This window comes from Flavobacterium sp. N1736 (assembly GCF_025947065.1).
Taxonomy (GTDB): Bacteria; Bacteroidota; Bacteroidia; order Flavobacteriales; family Flavobacteriaceae; genus Flavobacterium.
In genome coordinates this window covers 1,259,417-1,275,909 of sequence record NZ_CP109994.1, presented here as the reverse complement: position 1 = coordinate 1,275,909, position 16,493 = coordinate 1,259,417, and the positions used below count along the sequence as shown (strand labels likewise).

15 protein-coding genes are annotated in these 16,493 nt (G+C 33.0%); 6 read left to right on the top strand and 9 right to left on the bottom strand.

Annotated elements, in window-relative coordinates; all coding sequences use genetic code 11:
• The first annotated feature begins 92 nt into the window (after window positions 1-92).
• Genes OLM54_RS05500 through OLM54_RS05490 form a run of 3 tightly spaced genes read left to right on the top strand, consistent with a single transcriptional unit; the run spans window position 93 to window position 2,449 of the window.
• Window positions 93-545, top strand: a complete 453-nt coding sequence (locus OLM54_RS05500) for a type I restriction enzyme HsdR N-terminal domain-containing protein (RefSeq protein ID WP_264537596.1) — start codon at window positions 93-95, stop codon at window positions 543-545.
• Window positions 546-561: 16 nt separating this feature from the next.
• Window positions 562-1,581, top strand: coding sequence for a glycosyltransferase family 2 protein (locus OLM54_RS05495; RefSeq protein WP_264537595.1), 1,020 nt, complete (start codon window positions 562-564; stop codon window positions 1,579-1,581).
• Window positions 1,582-1,615: 34 nt separating this feature from the next.
• A complete protein-coding gene (locus OLM54_RS05490; protein WP_264537594.1) occupies window positions 1,616-2,449 on the top strand; it encodes a flagellar motor protein MotB in 834 nt (277 codons plus the stop codon).
• 190 nt (window positions 2,450-2,639) lie between these two features.
• Here OLM54_RS05490 and OLM54_RS05485 read toward each other — a convergent pair whose 3' ends face one another.
• From OLM54_RS05485 to OLM54_RS05475, 3 genes are all read right to left on the bottom strand, one after another.
• Window positions 2,640-3,260, bottom strand: a complete 621-nt coding sequence (locus OLM54_RS05485; protein ID WP_264537593.1) for an L-threonylcarbamoyladenylate synthase — start codon at window positions 3,258-3,260, stop codon at window positions 2,640-2,642.
• 140 nt (window positions 3,261-3,400) lie between these two features.
• Window positions 3,401-5,737: an ATP-dependent helicase gene (locus OLM54_RS05480; protein WP_264537592.1), complete on the bottom strand. Its 2,337-nt coding sequence runs from the start codon at window positions 5,735-5,737 to the stop codon at window positions 3,401-3,403.
• A 156-nt stretch (window positions 5,738-5,893) separates the two neighbouring features.
• Window positions 5,894-6,661, bottom strand: a complete 768-nt coding sequence (locus OLM54_RS05475; protein WP_264537591.1) for a sulfite exporter TauE/SafE family protein — start codon at window positions 6,659-6,661, stop codon at window positions 5,894-5,896.
• Between the two features lie 123 nt (window positions 6,662-6,784).
• On the opposite strand from OLM54_RS05475, the gene OLM54_RS05470 reads away from it, so the two are divergent.
• Window positions 6,785-7,306, top strand: a complete 522-nt coding sequence (locus tag OLM54_RS05470) for a hypothetical protein (RefSeq protein WP_264537590.1) — start codon at window positions 6,785-6,787, stop codon at window positions 7,304-7,306.
• Between the two features lie 73 nt (window positions 7,307-7,379).
• On the opposite strand, the gene OLM54_RS05465 is transcribed toward OLM54_RS05470, so the two are convergent.
• Together OLM54_RS05465 and OLM54_RS05460 are read right to left on the bottom strand one after the other, a co-directional pair.
• Window positions 7,380-8,285, bottom strand: a complete 906-nt coding sequence (locus OLM54_RS05465) for a patatin family protein (RefSeq protein WP_264537589.1) — start codon at window positions 8,283-8,285, stop codon at window positions 7,380-7,382.
• 29 nt (window positions 8,286-8,314) lie between these two features.
• Window positions 8,315-10,375: a M1 family metallopeptidase gene (locus tag OLM54_RS05460; RefSeq protein WP_264537588.1), complete on the bottom strand. Its 2,061-nt coding sequence runs from the start codon at window positions 10,373-10,375 to the stop codon at window positions 8,315-8,317.
• A gap of 66 nt (window positions 10,376-10,441) precedes the next feature.
• Between OLM54_RS05460 and OLM54_RS05455 the strand changes: the two genes are divergently transcribed.
• Window positions 10,442-11,215, top strand: a complete 774-nt coding sequence (locus tag OLM54_RS05455) for a diphthine--ammonia ligase (protein ID WP_264537587.1) — start codon at window positions 10,442-10,444, stop codon at window positions 11,213-11,215.
• A 45-nt stretch (window positions 11,216-11,260) separates the two neighbouring features.
• Here the strand turns inward: OLM54_RS05455 and OLM54_RS05450 are convergent, their stop codons facing one another.
• Window positions 11,261-11,806, bottom strand: coding sequence for a DUF1697 domain-containing protein (locus OLM54_RS05450; protein ID WP_264537586.1), 546 nt, complete (start codon window positions 11,804-11,806; stop codon window positions 11,261-11,263).
• A gap of 169 nt (window positions 11,807-11,975) precedes the next feature.
• Here OLM54_RS05450 and recG point away from each other — a divergent pair, with 169 nt between their 5' ends.
• Window positions 11,976-14,129 carry an ATP-dependent DNA helicase RecG gene (gene recG / locus OLM54_RS05445; protein WP_264538545.1) on the top strand — a complete coding sequence of 718 codons (2,154 nt, stop codon included), beginning with the start codon at window positions 11,976-11,978 and terminating at the stop codon, window positions 14,127-14,129.
• A 435-nt stretch (window positions 14,130-14,564) separates the two neighbouring features.
• Here recG and OLM54_RS05440 read toward each other — a convergent pair whose 3' ends face one another.
• From OLM54_RS05440 to OLM54_RS05430, 3 genes are all read right to left on the bottom strand, one after another.
• Window positions 14,565-15,167, bottom strand: coding sequence for a PAS domain-containing protein (locus OLM54_RS05440; RefSeq protein WP_264537585.1), 603 nt, complete (start codon window positions 15,165-15,167; stop codon window positions 14,565-14,567).
• Window positions 15,168-15,230: 63 nt separating this feature from the next.
• Window positions 15,231-15,575 carry a hypothetical protein gene (locus OLM54_RS05435; RefSeq protein WP_264537584.1) on the bottom strand — a complete coding sequence of 115 codons (345 nt, stop codon included), beginning with the start codon at window positions 15,573-15,575 and terminating at the stop codon, window positions 15,231-15,233.
• A gap of 57 nt (window positions 15,576-15,632) precedes the next feature.
• Window positions 15,633-16,487: a hypothetical protein gene (locus OLM54_RS05430; RefSeq protein ID WP_264537583.1), complete on the bottom strand. Its 855-nt coding sequence runs from the start codon at window positions 16,485-16,487 to the stop codon at window positions 15,633-15,635.
• Between the last annotated feature and the right edge of the window lie 6 nt (window positions 16,488-16,493).

Below are 16,493 nucleotides of genomic sequence, written 5' to 3'. Positions count from 1 at the left end.
TCTTTTGTTTCAAGTTTAAAGTTTCAGGTTCCGGCTTCAATAACTTGAAACTTTAAACATGAAACTTTAAACTATTTTAATATTTTTGTGCAATGCAGCAATTAAATTTTCCTACTTATACTTTCCGATTCAAAAATAGCGAAAATAAAGTGTCTATTTTTGATGAAATCAGGAAAAAATTTATCATTCTTACTCCGGAAGAATGGGTTCGTCAGCATGTTGTTCATTATCTAATGAATGAAAAAAAATACCCCAAATCGCTCATAAACGTAGAGAAAGTTTTAACAATCAATGGCTTACGAAAACGCTATGATATTGTTGTCTTTAATTCTGATGGTTCTATACATATATTGGTAGAATGTAAAGCGCCTGAAGTAAAAATATCTCAAGCAACTTTTGATCAGATTGCCCGTTATAATATGACAATGCAGGCACGGTTTTTGAATGTGACGAATGGACTAAACCATTACTATTGTCAGATGGATTTTGAAAATGAAAAATATGAGTTTTTAAAATCTTTACCTGATTATAAAGAAATTTACTAACTATAAAAAAATACTTTTGGATAAAATAGCTGTTGTCATTTTAAATTGGAACGGAGTAAAATTATTAGAACAATTTTTACCTTCAATAATTCAATTTTCAGAAGAAGCCACAATATATGTTGCAGATAATGCGTCAACAGATAATTCAATTGATTTTGTCAGGCAAAATTTCCCAACAATTAAAATCATTATAAACAGTGGCAATCATGGTTTTGCAAAAGGTTATAATGATGCTTTAAAAGATGTTAATGCCGAAATTTATGCTTTAGTTAATTCTGATATAGAAGTTACAGAGAATTGGCTGAAACCTATTATCGAAACTTTTGATACTGAAAACCAAACAGCAATTATTCAACCTAAAATTCTGGATTTTAAAAACAAAGAATATTTCGAATATGCCGGAGCTGCCGGTGGTTTTATAGATAAATACGGATATCCTTATTGTCGTGGCCGAATTTTTGACACCATCGAAAAAGATAATGGTCAGTACGATGATAATTGCGAATTATTTTGGGCATCGGGCGCTTGCTTTTTTATTCGAAAAGAAGTGTATGATGAACTAAAAGGTTTTGATGAAACTTTCTTTGCACATCAGGAAGAAATAGATTTATGCTGGCGTGCATCAAATGAAGGACATATCATTAAATACAATTCAAAGTCAGTCGTTTATCATGTTGGCGGAGCTACTTTAAACCAATCTAATCCCCGAAAAACCTATTTAAATTTCAGAAATTCCTTGCTAATGCTGGTGAAGAATCTGCCTGGAAAAAGATTGTTTTTTGTAATTTTCTTCCGAATGATTTTAGATGGTATTGCCGGTATACGTTTTCTTACGCAAGGAAAATTTAATCATACTTTTGCAATTTTAAAGGCGCATTTTTCATTTTATTGTATATCTTTAAAATATATACGAAAACGAAAAGATTTTCAAATACAGCAATACTATACCGTAAAAAGTATCGTTTACTTGTATTACATTAAGAAAGTCACTGTTTTTAAAGAAATCTTTAACAGTAATCAAAATATTAAAAACTAAATTTGTAATCAACGTTTAATTAAATATAATACCTATGAGAAAAATAGTCATCGCACTAACAGTATTAATGGCCTTAACTTCGTGTGTATCTAAAAAAGAATACGCAGCTTTAGAAGCTAAGAACAAAGAGATCCAGGATTTATTAAACTCTTGTACAGTTAAATTAAATTCTTGCCTTGAAGAAAAAGCAGGATTAGCAGCAACAGCTGAAAGCTATAAACAACACAATCAGGACTTAATTAACAGCTCTAAAGATTTAACAGTATTAACTACAAAAGGAGCTGAAAATCTTGAAAAATCTTTAGAAAGTTTAAAAGAAAAAGATTTAAAAATATCAAGACTTCAAGATGCTTTAACTAAAAAAGACAGTGTTACTCTGGCTTTGGTTACAAGCTTAAAAGGAGCAGTTGGAATCAACGATCCGGATATCGAAATCAATGTTGAAAAAGGAGTTGTATTTATTTCTATTGCTGATAAATTATTATTTAAAAGTGGAAGTTATGACGTAACTGATGCAGCAAAAGGTGTTTTAGCTAAAGTTGCAAAAGTTGTAAACGACAAACCTGATTTTGAATGTATGGTTGAAGGTCACACAGATAACGTTCCTTACAAAAGCAACGGAGTTTTGCTAGACAACTGGGATTTAAGTGTTAAACGTTCTACTTCTATCGTTCGTGTATTAACAAATGATCTTGGAGTTAACCCTGCAAAATTAATTGCTGCAGGTAGAAGTTCATATGTACCTTTAGTTGCAAATGATACTCCTGAAAACAAAGCACGTAACAGAAGAACTCGTATTGTTGTTATGCCAAAAATTGATCAATTCTATGATATGATTGAAAAAGAAATGAAAAAACAAGCGAAATAATCTAAGTTTTTTACATACTTATATAAACAGAAAAAGCAGGTCAATGACCTGCTTTTATGTATCCTTAACTTTTTTAATAACCAATTAAATATAAATCAAGAATAGCATTATCTTTAAATTAACTAACTAAATTTTAACTATACTAAAGTTAGTTATTTATTTTAAATAATTATACTATTTCAGTATTTTTTTACAAAATTCCAATATCGCCCTTGCCTTCCCTTACAATTACTGGCTCGTGTTCTGAAAGGTCAATAATCGTCGAACCGATATTATCACCGTAACCACCGTCAATTACCATATCGACAAGATTCTGCCATTTCTCAAAAATCAATTCAGGATCTGTAGTATATTCAATTACATCATCTTCGTCACGAATTGATGTAGAGACAACAGGATTTCCTAGTTGTCGAACAATTTCCAAAATAATATTGTTATCAGGCACACGAATACCAACAGTAGTTTTCTTTTTAAACTCTTTTGGCAAATTATTATTTCCCGGTAAAATAAAAGTATAAGGTCCCGGCAAAGCTCTTTTTAGAATTTTAAAAGTCGAAGTATCTATCTGGCGCACATAATCTGAAAGATTACTCAAATCATGACATATAAATGAAAAATTAGCTTTTTCTAATTTTACTCCTTTAATTTTGGCAATTTTTTCTAAAGCACGAGAATTGGTAATATCACAACCCAAACCGTAAACAGTATCTGTTGGATAAATAACCAAACCTCCGTTTTGAAGCACTTTTACAACCTTTGCAATTGCAGCTTCACTAGGTTTATCAGGATATATTTTTATGAACTCAGCCATTTTGTTTTTTGTTTCAAGTTTTTATTTGTTTCAGGTTTCAAGTTGAAAACGTGAATAAGTTTATTAAGTGTTTACTATAAAGTTCGGGAAATTTTACACAAAATTGGTAAAAACCTGAAACTTTAAACTTGAAACTTTTTTTACCCAATTACATCAAGTTTTGCAAATCGAAGCAACAGTTTTTTAATTCCGCCGACTTCAAATTTAATTTCTGCTTTTTTATCAGCGCCAACGCCTTCAAGATTAACCACTTCACCTTTACCAAAGCGCTCATGCATGACAACATTTCCAATGGTTAATTTACTATCAAATAAATTTGTACCGGCAGAAGCCGGAGCATTTCCTGAAACAGGTTTTAGTTTACGAATATTTAAATCCGGTTTTGGTTCGTTATCCGTAATATATTTGGGCGGAGTTCCTCCTACCGGTTTTGCCAATCGTAGTTTCGATTTATCAACATCACCAAAAATATCACCATCAATCATGGGTTTATAACGATAATTGCTTTCTGCAGGTGTTAAATATTCTAAATATTGCGGATCAATTTCTTCAATAAAACGAGACGGTTCGCTATCTGTCAGTTTTCCCCAGCGGTAACGCGATTGCGCATACGTTAAATACGCCTGATGTTCAGCGCGGGTCAAAGCTACGTAAAACAAACGACGTTCTTCTTCAAGCTCGCTTCTGGTACTCATACTCATGGCACTCGGAAACAAATCTTCTTCCATACCAACCACAAAAACATGCGGAAATTCAAGTCCTTTTGCCAGGTGAATCGTCATCAAAGCTACACGATCTTCATCAGATGTATCTTTATCTAAATCTGTTGCAAGTGCCACATCTTCCATAAATTCAGACAATGCACCTCTTGCTCCGTCAATTTCTCTTTGCCCTTCCGTAAAATCTTTTATACCATTTAAAAGTTCCTCTATATTCTGAATTTTTGCCATCCCTTCAGGCGTAGCATCTTTTTTCAGTTCCTGAACCAAACCTGTTTTTTTCGCCACATGATCCGTAACATAAAAAGCATCCTGATTTTGATCGATTACCTGAAAACTCTGAATCATCGTTACAAAATCATTCAGTTTATTTTTTGTTCCGGCATTCAGTTTCAAATCAATTTTATCAATATTCACCATTACTTCCCAAATCGAACGTTTGTAATGATTTGCCGCAATAGTTAGTTTTTCTACCGTAGTATCACCAATTCCACGAGCCGGATAATTAATTACACGAATCAGCGCTTCTTCATCTTTAGGATTAATTACCAAACGCAAATAACACAAAACATCTTTAATTTCCTTGCGTTGGTAAAATGACAATCCGCCATAAATTCGATACGGAATATCGCGTTTTCTCAATGCATCTTCCATTGCACGAGATTGAGCGTTAGTACGATACAAAATTGCAAACGAACCGTTGTGCAATTGATTTTGCATTTTTTGCTCAAAAATTGTACTCGCTACAAAACGACCTTCTTCGGCATCAGTTAAACTGCGATGTACTTTAATCTTCGGACCAAAATCATTTGCTGTCCAAACAATTTTATCAAGCTTCGTTTTATTCTTGTCAATAATTGTATTTGCAGCTTCAACAATATTTCTTGTCGAACGGTAATTTTGCTCCAATCTAAAGGTTTTTACACCTTCATAATCCTTCTGGAAATTCAAGATATTATTAATATTCGCGCCACGGAAAGCATAAATACTCTGCGCATCATCTCCAACCACACAAATATTCTGAAATTTATCTGATAAAGCCCTAACAATCAAATACTGAGAGTGATTTGTATCCTGGTACTCATCAACCAGGATATAACGAAAACGGTTTTGGTATTTAGACAATACTTCCGGAAAACGCGTTAGTAACTCATTGGTTTTCAATAATAAATCATCAAAATCCATTGCCCCTGCTTTAAAACAGCGCTCTACATATTGCTGATAAATTTCTCCCAATCTTGGCTTTTTCGCCATAGCATCAGCCTCTTGTAATTCAGGATTATTAAAATATGCTTTTACCGTAATCAGACTATTTTTATAACTCGAAATTCGGCCCAAAACCTGTTTTGGTTTATAGATATCACGATCCAGCTGCATTTCCTTTATAATCGAAGAAATAAGCCGCTGCGAATCCTGAGAATCATAAATCGTAAAGTTAGACGGATATCCCAAATGTTCTGATTCTGAACGAAGAATACGTGCAAAAATCGAGTGAAAAGTTCCCATCCAAAGGTTTTTTGCCTCCGTCGCTCCCACAATATCCGAAATCCTGTGCTTCATTTCACGAGCCGCTTTGTTCGTAAACGTAAGTGACAAAATATTGAAAGCATCAACACCCTGAGCCATCAAATAAGCAATTCTAATTGTTAAAACACGGGTTTTTCCAGATCCTGCACCAGCAATAATAATCATTGGCCCGTCTTTTTGTAAAACGGGTTCTCGTTGTGCTTCGTTCAGCTGGTCAATATATTTACGCATGAAATTTTTCTCCTTTTATGCAAAAATAAGAATTAATGATTGAATAAGCTAGTACCTTTTTTTTAAGACGCTAAGGTTCTGAGGTTCTGAGATTCTGAGTTATTAAAATAAAACTCAGGAACTCAGGAACTCAGAATCTAAGAACCTTAGCATCTTTCACTTAAAAAACACATCATAAGCAAAACGAATCAAAGTGCCAATTACTACAACCAAAAAGAAAATCCTAATAAAACCATTTCCTTTGTTGATTGCCAATTTAGCACCAATCCAGCCGCCAAGTCCGTTACTAATTGCCATCGGAATTGCAATTGACCAAATGATTTTCCCCTTTATCATAAACAAACAAATCGAACCAAAGTTTGTCGCCAGATTAACCATTTTAGCATTTGCCGAAGCGTGTAAAAAATCAAAACCTAAAAGTGCGATAAAAGCAACGACAAAAAAACTTCCGGTTCCGGGACCGATAAATCCATCATAAAAGCCAACAATTATACTAATTACAACCGCATAAATTATTCGTGTCGTCGAAGAATGATCTTTTTCAACATGCTGACCAAAATTTTTCTTTGCATAGGTATAAATAAACAATAAAGACAAAACGACAAGCAAAAGTGGCTTCATAAAATCATTGCTGACCATCGTTAATATCGTCGAACCCAAAAATGCCGACGGAACCGCCAAACACATCATAATCAATAATAACTTCCACTCAATAACTACTTTTTTCAAATATTGAAAAGCGGCAAAAGCGGTTCCGGTAAAAGCGGGTAATTTTAAAGTTCCAATAACTGTTGAAACCGGTAAATTAGGCAATAAAATTAAACCCATTGGAGTTTGTATTAATCCGCCGCCGCCTACAATTGCATCAATAAATCCTGCAGCAAAAGCCGCTAAACAAAGTAAAATTATGATGTATGATTCCATTTATATTGGGTTTCAGTCGGTTTAAAGAATTGTGCACAAAAGTAGGCTTCCATTTCATTTATTACAATAAAAATAATGTTGTTTTCTCATCAAAAAGTATATTTTTGTTGAAAAATTATTCAAATGGATTTTACAAGAATTATAGAATTAGCCAGTTATACTTTACCAGCCATTGTTACCGGATTTGTGGCTTACAGTTTTTTTGAATTACACATTAAAAACAACGATAAAAAACGTGCTTTTTTATTAAACAGAGAATATCAAAAACAATCTTTGCCAATACGTTTACAGGCTTATGAGCGTATGACTTTATATTTGGAACGTATTAATTTGACAAAATTATTGATTAGAATCGCGCCAATTTCAAATCAAAAACACGATTATGAAAACTTTGTAATCGATCAGATCGAACAGGAATTTGAGCACAATTTAACGCAGCAAATTTACATGTCTGATGAATGCTGGACAATTATTACAACAGCCAAAAACTCAACAATACAAATTATTCGTAAAGCTGCCATGAGCGAGCGTGTAGACAGCGCAGATAAATTACGCGAAGTAATTTTAAATGATTTATTAGAAAAACAATCTCCTAGTAATGCTGCTTTGGGATATATTAAAAATGAAGTTTCAGAGCTTTGGTAAGAATTAATTTTAGAATTCAGATTTTAGATTTTAGATTAACGTTACAGCAATCTAAAATCTAAAATCAAATAATCTAAAATTTCCTGTTATCACTCATAACCTCAGACTTATTCTGAGCATATTCGTACCCTTGTTCCCACCATAATTTCATTACTTCCTTATTAAAAATAAGCGCATTATCAGTGAGTTTTGTTGGTGTGTAATATAAGTTAAGTTTCACATTCTTATTGTTTGCCATAAGTTTTCCTATAGCAATATCGTGTTTTTCAACCTGATCTAAGGCAATTCTAAACAAATCAATCATTAGCGAAAACGGGTTTTTACCAATAACCATTTTATCCATATTCACTTCGGTTTCCAGAATAATTACATCAATTTCTGTTGCTCCGCGGTTAATCGCTTCACGAATTGGCACCAAACTAGAAAATCCGCCATCGCCGTATTCGTAGTTATTTTTTTCTACCAAACTCATAAACGGAACATAATTACTCGAAATCCACGACCAGTCACAAAATTCTTCATACGTACAATCTTTTATAGATTTGTATTCTGATTCGTTTTTGGTAAAATTGGTTACGGTAATTATAACGTCATTATTGAGTTTTTTTAGTTTATTGAAATCAGAAAGACTAAAATTATTCTGAATGTATTTCTTCAATCCTTTACTTTCGCCAAAAGTTCTTTTTCCTTTAAAAAACTGACGTAAAACATTGAAGTGATTTATGGTTACAATATCAACTCCATCTTTATTTTTTACCACAAATGGGCAAATATTGAAAATACTCGACATGGTAACATTGGTGTAAACCGAATGAATTTTTTTGATATGTCCTAAAGCTAAATGCGGAATAAGCAAACTTCCGGTTGAAGTTCCTAAAAATAAGTCGTATTCGTAATTTTTCTCTTCTATTAAATATTGTGCAACACCGCCGGCAAATGCGCCTTTACTGCCACCACCGGAAATAACCAATGCTCTCATAAAATATTGTAGGTTTTGTTTTTGGCGTTCTATTCTTTCAACAAACGATTCAATTGAAATTGTTCATCGGGGCTCAAATTAGGTAAAATTCTATCAAACGAAGCACGCATTTCAGGATTTTTTAATAAAAATCGAATTGTTTCTCTTCCAAATTTTGAAAATTGCCACATATGATGTGTTGTCGAACTAACTAAATTACTGAGAACCTGATCGTTAATTATCTTAAAAGCAATCAATTTTTCAAGAGCATTTTGTCGTGTTGCAGCTTCGTATTTTGTTGATGAAAACGAAATTAATTCTGCAATTAAACCTTCAGAATTAGTACTGTAATCCGGTGTTGATAATGCCAGCGAAAGCCACATCGTACGCAAATTATAGTCATTAAAACCGATCCAGTTTTTAGATTTATCCAAATATTCAGTGCGATGATTTGGGAAGTTTTTCCATAACCAATACAATGCAATTTCCTGCGTTTGATAGGATTTATCGTCAAGCAAAGTTTCATATGCTGTTCTGAAATCTTCCGGAATTTTGGTCAAACTACCTGCAACAGCCTGACGAATTTGTACATTATTAGTTTGCAAAGCCAAAAGTAAAAGTTCTTTCTTTGCTTCAAATTTTTCGTTTTCTAATTGATCAACAATAGCTTCTTTTACAGCATAATAAACATCAGATTTTAAGGTGTTTCTTAGAAAATCCAGTTTATCTGCAATTGGTGTTTTTTTCAGTTTATCAACTTCTAAACGAATTTGAATTGATTTATTTTTACTCAACAAAGCATTTGCTGCAGCTGTATCAAAAACTGTTGATTCTAACCACGTTTTTTGAAATTGAGCAACATCAAAATTGGATACTTTTTTTATTTCGTCGAGAAAATTCTGCGTATTGACATTTTGAAAAGCATACTTTTTTAAATAACTTTTTATAGCTTTTTTGAACGCTTTGTCACCAATTGATTCATGTAAAACGAACAATGCCCAGGCTCCTTTTTCATAAAAAGTAAGCGAGCTTGCTTTGGCATTTAAAACGGGAATTGTATCGGTTCTTGAGGCGAATTTTATTTGTTGAGCGGTATCATATAATTTCGAATAAAAATAATCATCGCCATAAATTTCCCTTTCTGCTAATGCCGCATAATAGGTTGCAAAACCTTCCTGGAGCCAGTGATGCGTGCTGCTTTCGGCGGTTATTAAATCTCCAAACCAATGATGTGCCAGTTCATGCGCATCAACATTGGTATAATTTCGATCTTCAAAACCTATCGAATCAACAACATAACGTGTTGCAAAAAGTGTCGATGTTGTATTTTCCATTCCCGCATATAAAAAATCGCGAACCGGAATTTCTCTGTAAATTTCCCATGGATAATCAACTCCAATTTCTTTCTCTAAAAAATCAAAAATGCGTTTCGAATAACGATATGTTGGCTCAAAACGATTCGCATCTTTATTTTCTAAATAATATTCTAACGGAATTTTAGATTTTGCCGTGAATTCTTTTTTATCATATTTTCCAATGGCAAGCATCAATAAATAAGAACTCATTGGGTTTTTCATCTGATATTGCCAATGCAATAAATCTCCGGTTGCTGTTTTTTCTTTTAAAGTTCCGTTTGAAACCACCTGATAATTTTTATCATACGTAATTCCCAGATTAAAAACCAGTTTTTCATTCACATCATCAAAACTCGGAAACCAATTACTGGTGTATCTTCCCTGCCCTTGCGTCCAGATTTGCACGTCGGTGTTTTCAATAGCTACAAAATACAAAGCTTGTTTTGGCTTTACAACATAATCAAAAGTTAGATGATTTTGCCCTTTCTGGAAATTGAAAATAATTTGCAATTCCTTGCCTGTATTTACAAAAACTACCTCTTTTTGATTGATTTCGACCTTTGAAAATTCCATGTTTTTGGCATCTAATTTAATCGTGTCAATGGGCTGTAAAACATCAAATTGATAATCGACAGATCCTGTAACCGTTTTTTCTTTGGCGTATAATTTCAATTGTCCGTTTACCGATTTAAAATCGACAAATTGGGTTTGTTGAGCAAAAATGAATGTGGTAAATAATAAGAGAATGTATTTCATTTAAAATAGATTAGCGGCAAAGTTCAAAGTTACAAAGGTTTCATTAACAAATCGAATGAAATTTGTATGTTTACGATAGAAAATTACAATATCGTGTCAACACCAAAAAAAGCCATATTCAATTGGAGCAGCGGAAAAGATTCTGCTCTTACATTATACAAAATCTTAAAAAATTCCGAATATAAAATCGAATATCTTCTAACAAGCGTCAACCAGCAATTTCAGAGAATTTCGATGCATGGCGTTCGTGTTGAATTATTGGAATCGCAGGCAAAAAGTATCGTCATACCTTTAAAAATCATACAGATTCCGGAAATGCCAACAATGGAAATCTATGATGCTATAATGGCTGAAACGTTAACAGAATTGAAAAATGAAGGTATTACACATTCTGTTTTTGGGGATATTTTTCTGGAAGATTTGCGAAAATATCGCGAAGATCAATTGGCAAAAATAGGTTTTGAAGGCGTTTTTCCAATCTGGAAAATTCCGACTCATGATTTAATTCAGGAATTTATTGCCTTAGGATTTAAAACGATTGTGGTTTGTGTTAATGAGAGATATCTCGATAAAAGTTTTGTTGGGCGAATTATCGATCAGGACTTCATTAATGATTTGCCCGAAAATGTAGATGTTTGCGGAGAAAATGGCGAGTTTCATACGTTTACATTTGATGGTCCTATTTTTTCAGAACCAATCCTTTTTGAAATTGGGGAAATTGTGTATCGCAAATACGAAGAACCTAAAAATGAAAACACATCAAATACCGCTTGCGATTCTACCACAAATGATCCTTTTGATTTTGGATTTTGGTATTGTGATTTGAAATGTGTTAATTAGATAATTTTAGAATGCTCTTTAATAATTATCTAATTGACTCATTTTCTAATTTTCAGCATACATCGCAAGCAAATTCGTAACCGTATTCCAGTTTCGCATTGTTACTAAAACGTTCAGTTTTTTCTCGATATATTTGCCTTCCAATCTGGTTTTTCCGGCGCCAACATCATATTTAATAAAAATTCTGTTTCCGTCAATACTTGCTTCGTCTGGCTTAAACTGACTGATTTTCAAATCATTTATATTTTCTTTTTTCAATAATGTCGAAACAAATGCTACGTATAGTTTTTTGGTATCGATATCTTTTTCCTTGAAATATGGGTTGTTTTTAAAACACAATTCTAAATCTTCTTTCGTAATTACAATCACAGGAACTTCATGTCCGAAAACCTTAAAAATTTCCTGTTTGATCATGAAACCCACTTTTGAAGCGCTTTCTTCGTCAGTATCAACAAAAACATTTCCGGATTGCAGATAAGTCTTCACATTTTGAAAACCAATATTTTCCAACATTGCTTTCAAAGCGTCCATTTTCATCATATTATGACCAGAAACGTTGATGCCGCGTAAAAGTGCTAAATGTGTTGTCATTTGTAAAATTTTATTCTTCAAAGATATTATTTTCTACACTTTAAACCCGCTCATTTTCAAAATTCCCAATTAAAATCTATCTTCGCTTTCCTAAAGAGAAAAGAATATAGAAAATAGAGCACAGACTTTTGTCTATATTTTCTATACTCTATTTTCTATATTCTATTTTATAAAGTCTAAGTCTAAAGATCTAAAATCTAAGAAGTCTAAAAAAATGTCTAATAATCTTCTTGAAACCCCAATTGAATACCTAAAAGGCGTTGGTCCCAGTCGCGGCCAGTTGCTTCGTAAGGAATTGGGAATTCATAAATACGGAGATTTGATTAATTTTTTTCCGAATCGGTATATTGACAGAACCCGATATTATAAGATCAATGAATTGCAGAATACTGGTGCTGAAGTTCAGATTATTGGTAAAATTATCAACATAAAAACGGTTGAATTTGCTAAGAATAAAAAACGTCTTGTTGCTACTTTTGTGGATGATACGGGGCAAATTGACCTAAACTGGTTTCAGGGACATAAATGGGTTCGCGAAAGTTTGAAACTGAATGAAGTTTGTGTGATTTTTGGAAAATGTTCTCTTTACGGAAGTCAGTTTAGTATGGCGCATCCGGAAATTGAATTATTGAGTGAACACGAAAAAAGTTTACGATCTGCCATGCAGCCGGTTTATCCTTCTACAGAAACGTTAACGAATCGCGGTATTTCGAATAGAACGATTAATAAATTAATGCAGCAATTGTTTATTGAAACTCAAGCGTTGTTTTCTGAAACTTTCCCTGCTTATTTAATGGAGGAATTAAAGTTAATTTCAAAAAAAGCTGCTTTATTTAATATTCATTTTCCAAAAAGTACTGATGCTTTGGCGAAAGCCCAATTCCGATTAAAGTTTGAAGAATTGTTCTTTATTCAATTGCAATTAATTACGAAAAATCTAATCAGAAAACATAAAATAAAAGGACATCCGTTTACAAAAGTGGGTGAGTTTTTTAATGAATTCTATCAAAATCATTTGCCTTTTGAACTTACAAATGCGCAAAAAAGAGTGATTAAAGAAATCCGTTCTGATATGGGAAGTAATGCCCAAATGAACCGATTATTGCAGGGTGATGTAGGTTCAGGAAAAACAATTGTCGCTTTTATGAGCATGCTTTTGGCGCTCGATAATGGTTTTCAGGCTTGTTTAATGGCGCCAACCGAAATTTTGGCTAATCAGCATTTTATTGGTTTATCAGAATTGGCTAAAACATTAAATATCAACATAAAAATATTAACAGGTTCTACTAAAACTGCGGCTCGAAAAATCATTCACGAAGAGCTTGAAAACGGATCTTTACATATCTTGATAGGAACGCATGCTTTGCTTGAAGATAAAGTAAAGTTTCTGAATTTAGGTTTGGCTGTAATTGATGAACAACACCGTTTTGGTGTGGAACAGCGTTCTAAATTGTGGAAGAAAAACGAAATTCCGCCACACGTTTTGGTTATGACGGCAACGCCAATTCCGCGAACTCTGGCAATGAGTTTATACGGCGATTTGGATATTTCTGTGATTGATGAATTGCCTCCGGGCAGAAAACCTATTCAAACCGTGCATCGTTTTGACAGTAATCGTTTGAAAGTCTGGAAGTTTCTGAGAGATGAAATTGCTCTTGGAAGACAAATTTATATTGTTTATCCGCTAATTCAGGAATCTGAAAAAATGGATTTTAAAGATTTAATGGACGGTTACGAAAGTATTTCGCGCGATTTTCCGTTACCGCAATATTCGATTTCTATTTTGCACGGAAAAATGAAACCTGCTGATAAAGATGCCGAAATGAAACGCTTTTCTGAAGGAAAAACCAATATTATGGTGGCTACAACCGTGATTGAAGTAGGCGTAAATGTGCCAAATGCGAGTGTTATGATTATCGAAAGTGCGGAACGTTTTGGTTTATCGCAACTGCACCAATTACGCGGACGTGTTGGTCGTGGCGCTGAGCAGAGTTATTGTATTTTAATGACGAGCCATAAATTAAGTGCGGACAGTAAAACGAGAATGGAAACGATGGTTCAGACTAACGATGGTTTTGAAATTGCCGAAGTTGACTTAAAACTTCGTGGTCCCGGCGATTTAATGGGAACGCAGCAAAGTGGCGTTCTAAACCTGCAAATCGCAGACATTGTTCGCGATCGTGATATTTTGGCTTTAGCCAGAAATTATGCTTTAATGGTTTTAAAAAATGATGCTCCTTTACAAAAACCGGAACACGCGACTTTAAAAGCGGTTTTCATCGAATTAACGAAGAAAAAGAATATTTGGAATTATATTAGTTAGGTTCAAAGGGACAAAGGTTCAAAGGTACAAAGGTTCATAGGGACTGAGGTTCAGAGGGATAAAGGTTTATATGGACAAAGGTTGGATTTTTATTTTTTTTAAGCTTTAATTTCAGGTTTCAGGTTAAAACTTTTTCGTTTTTAACCTTTGCAACTTTGAACCTCTGAAACTTTGCACCTTTGAACCTAAAGAAAAAAAATAACTTCACTGTATCAATATCCAATTACCATTACGGTAAGGTTGATTTAAATTTGTTGGGGAGCAAATTTTAAGTTGAATATTTTATCGATACAATGAAGCATATGTGTTAGATGTTAAATATTGGATGTGAAATGTTAGATGTTAAATGTTAGATGTTTTCCACTTAACTTCTAACATTTAACTTTTAACTTTTTACCTTTTACTTTTTACATTTAACTTTTTACATTTAACTTTTTACTTTTTACCAGTATTCTTTTTTTCGAAAAAACCATTAAAAAAACCTTTACTTACTTTATTTTTATCGTCTTTGCCTGTTGCAACCAAATGATCTACATATTCCATGTACGTTTTCTTTCGTTCTTCTAAAAAGCCAATCAAATAATTTTCAGAGGCTTCAATTCCGCTTACTTCTTCAATGTGTATTAGTTTTTTATACAATGGTTCTATAAACTTTACGATAATTTCTTCGGGCACTGATTTTCGGGTTCCAAAAAATCCAACAATTTCTCCATCGCCATCGGCTATTATTTTAAAATCGGTAATTACCCAATAATATCTGCCTGTTTTAGACATATTTTTTATAATCGCATGAATATTTTTGTTTGATTTGATACTATCCCATAAAAATTTAAAAATCACTTTTGGCATATCGGGATGACGTATAACGTTGTGCGGCTGTCCGATCAGCTCAAATTCATCATAACCAGAAACATCAATAAAAGCTTCGTTGGCATATAAAATGGTTCCTTTTGTATCTGTTTTACTGAGTAACACCTTTGTTTTGTTCCAATCAACTTCTCTGTCAGATGGGGTTGGGCGAGTAATTCTGGTATCCATAATCTTGTGTTTTAATTAATAGTAATTACGTTTGTACGTATAAGTGGTGTTCTTTAAAGTTTTTTAATTAAGTTCTTCTTCTAAAATCTTCAATAAGTCTTTGATTTTCTTAAAAACATTTTCCAGTTCATCTTCTAACCAATCAGGCAAAGTATTATCATTTACTTGTTTTAAATGCTGAATATCGTTGGCAATCTGAATGATTTTTTTATACTGAAAATCTAAATTTTTTACATTTGGATTGTCCTTGTTTTCATCAAAAATTTTGGCAACCTCTTTACCGAATTCGGTTTCAGATCCCGCTTTTTCAAATGAATGTGAAGAAGCATCATTTTTCAAAAAAACATCAAATGATTTTTTTAAGTTCATCAGCATTCTGTTTGCTGATTCAAAATCGTGTTTGGACATAAAATAAGATTAAGTTAAAAATTGATTTGAGAAAACGAAGTGGCAAAATATAAAATTCTAACCTCTGCCATTTGTAGATTTTACGTGAATATCGTTCACTAAATCGTCAATTTTTTTAGCACTTTCTCTCATCATTTCCAGATAATTAAGCAATTGATCATTATCAGTATGTCCTTTTGAAACATCAATTAATTTTAAGACAGAACTTACCGGTAATTTTAAATCTAAAGTTGTTCTGTGTACGAAATCATTATATTCTTTGGTTGCAGTTAAGGAACTGTATTTTGCCGAAGCCAATTTGATGTTTTCCAATTCGTATTCGTCAGATATTTTAGAAATGTGATTCTGGCTGTGTTCTTTAAAATAATAAGCCCAATACCCGTTCATGAAAAATACCACAGCAGCCAATACTACATGAATAATCAAAGTTTCCATGTCAAAATTTACCTGCGAAAAATAAACCTGCAATCCTCTTGGATCCTGATAAACAAAATTCTGCATATAAGCCAAACCAGCGTGATGCAGGACTACCAAAAGCGTAAGCGGAATTTGCAGTTTCCAGTTTTGATAAATAATCAAAATCGTACTGGCAATAAATACTGTAAAATGCATCTCAAACATACCATGCATCTGATAGATATACTGCGCCATAAAAATTGCTAAAACTACGGATAAAACATACTGGTAAAAATTTGATTTTTTGAGTAAAAGTTTTGCCGAATAATACATTAAAAGATTCAAGGTACCCACTCCTACTCCAATTTCGAATGTATCGTATTTGAAAGCAAGACCAATTCCCAGAAAGAAATAGGCTGCAAGAACGTAATTGATAATCGTGTCTGATTTTTGCGTCATTGTCGACATAAAACTGTGCAAATAATCCTGTTCGTTTAAACTGGCTTTTGTTTTCATAATTGT

Coding starts and splice junctions, on each gene's coding strand:
- OLM54_RS05500 (WP_264537596.1), top strand. CDS start 93: ATGCAGCAATTAAATTTTCCTACTTATACTTTCCGATTCAAAAATAGC.
- OLM54_RS05490 (WP_264537594.1), top strand. CDS start 1,616: ATGAGAAAAATAGTCATCGCACTAACAGTATTAATGGCCTTAACTTCG.
- OLM54_RS05485 (WP_264537593.1), bottom strand. CDS start 3,260: ATGGCTGAGTTCATAAAAATATATCCTGATAAACCTAGTGAAGCTGCA.
- OLM54_RS05480 (WP_264537592.1), bottom strand. CDS start 5,737: ATGCGTAAATATATTGACCAGCTGAACGAAGCACAACGAGAACCCGTT.
- OLM54_RS05475 (WP_264537591.1), bottom strand. CDS start 6,661: ATGGAATCATACATCATAATTTTACTTTGTTTAGCGGCTTTTGCTGCA.
- OLM54_RS05470 (WP_264537590.1), top strand. CDS start 6,785: ATGGATTTTACAAGAATTATAGAATTAGCCAGTTATACTTTACCAGCC.
- OLM54_RS05465 (WP_264537589.1), bottom strand. CDS start 8,285: ATGAGAGCATTGGTTATTTCCGGTGGTGGCAGTAAAGGCGCATTTGCC.
- OLM54_RS05460 (WP_264537588.1), bottom strand. CDS start 10,375: ATGAAATACATTCTCTTATTATTTACCACATTCATTTTTGCTCAACAA.
- OLM54_RS05455 (WP_264537587.1), top strand. CDS start 10,442: ATGTTTACGATAGAAAATTACAATATCGTGTCAACACCAAAAAAAGCC.
- OLM54_RS05450 (WP_264537586.1), bottom strand. CDS start 11,806: ATGACAACACATTTAGCACTTTTACGCGGCATCAACGTTTCTGGTCAT.
- OLM54_RS05440 (WP_264537585.1), bottom strand. CDS start 15,167: ATGGATACCAGAATTACTCGCCCAACCCCATCTGACAGAGAAGTTGAT.
- OLM54_RS05435 (WP_264537584.1), bottom strand. CDS start 15,575: ATGTCCAAACACGATTTTGAATCAGCAAACAGAATGCTGATGAACTTA.
- OLM54_RS05430 (WP_264537583.1), bottom strand. CDS start 16,487: ATGAAAACAAAAGCCAGTTTAAACGAACAGGATTATTTGCACAGTTTT.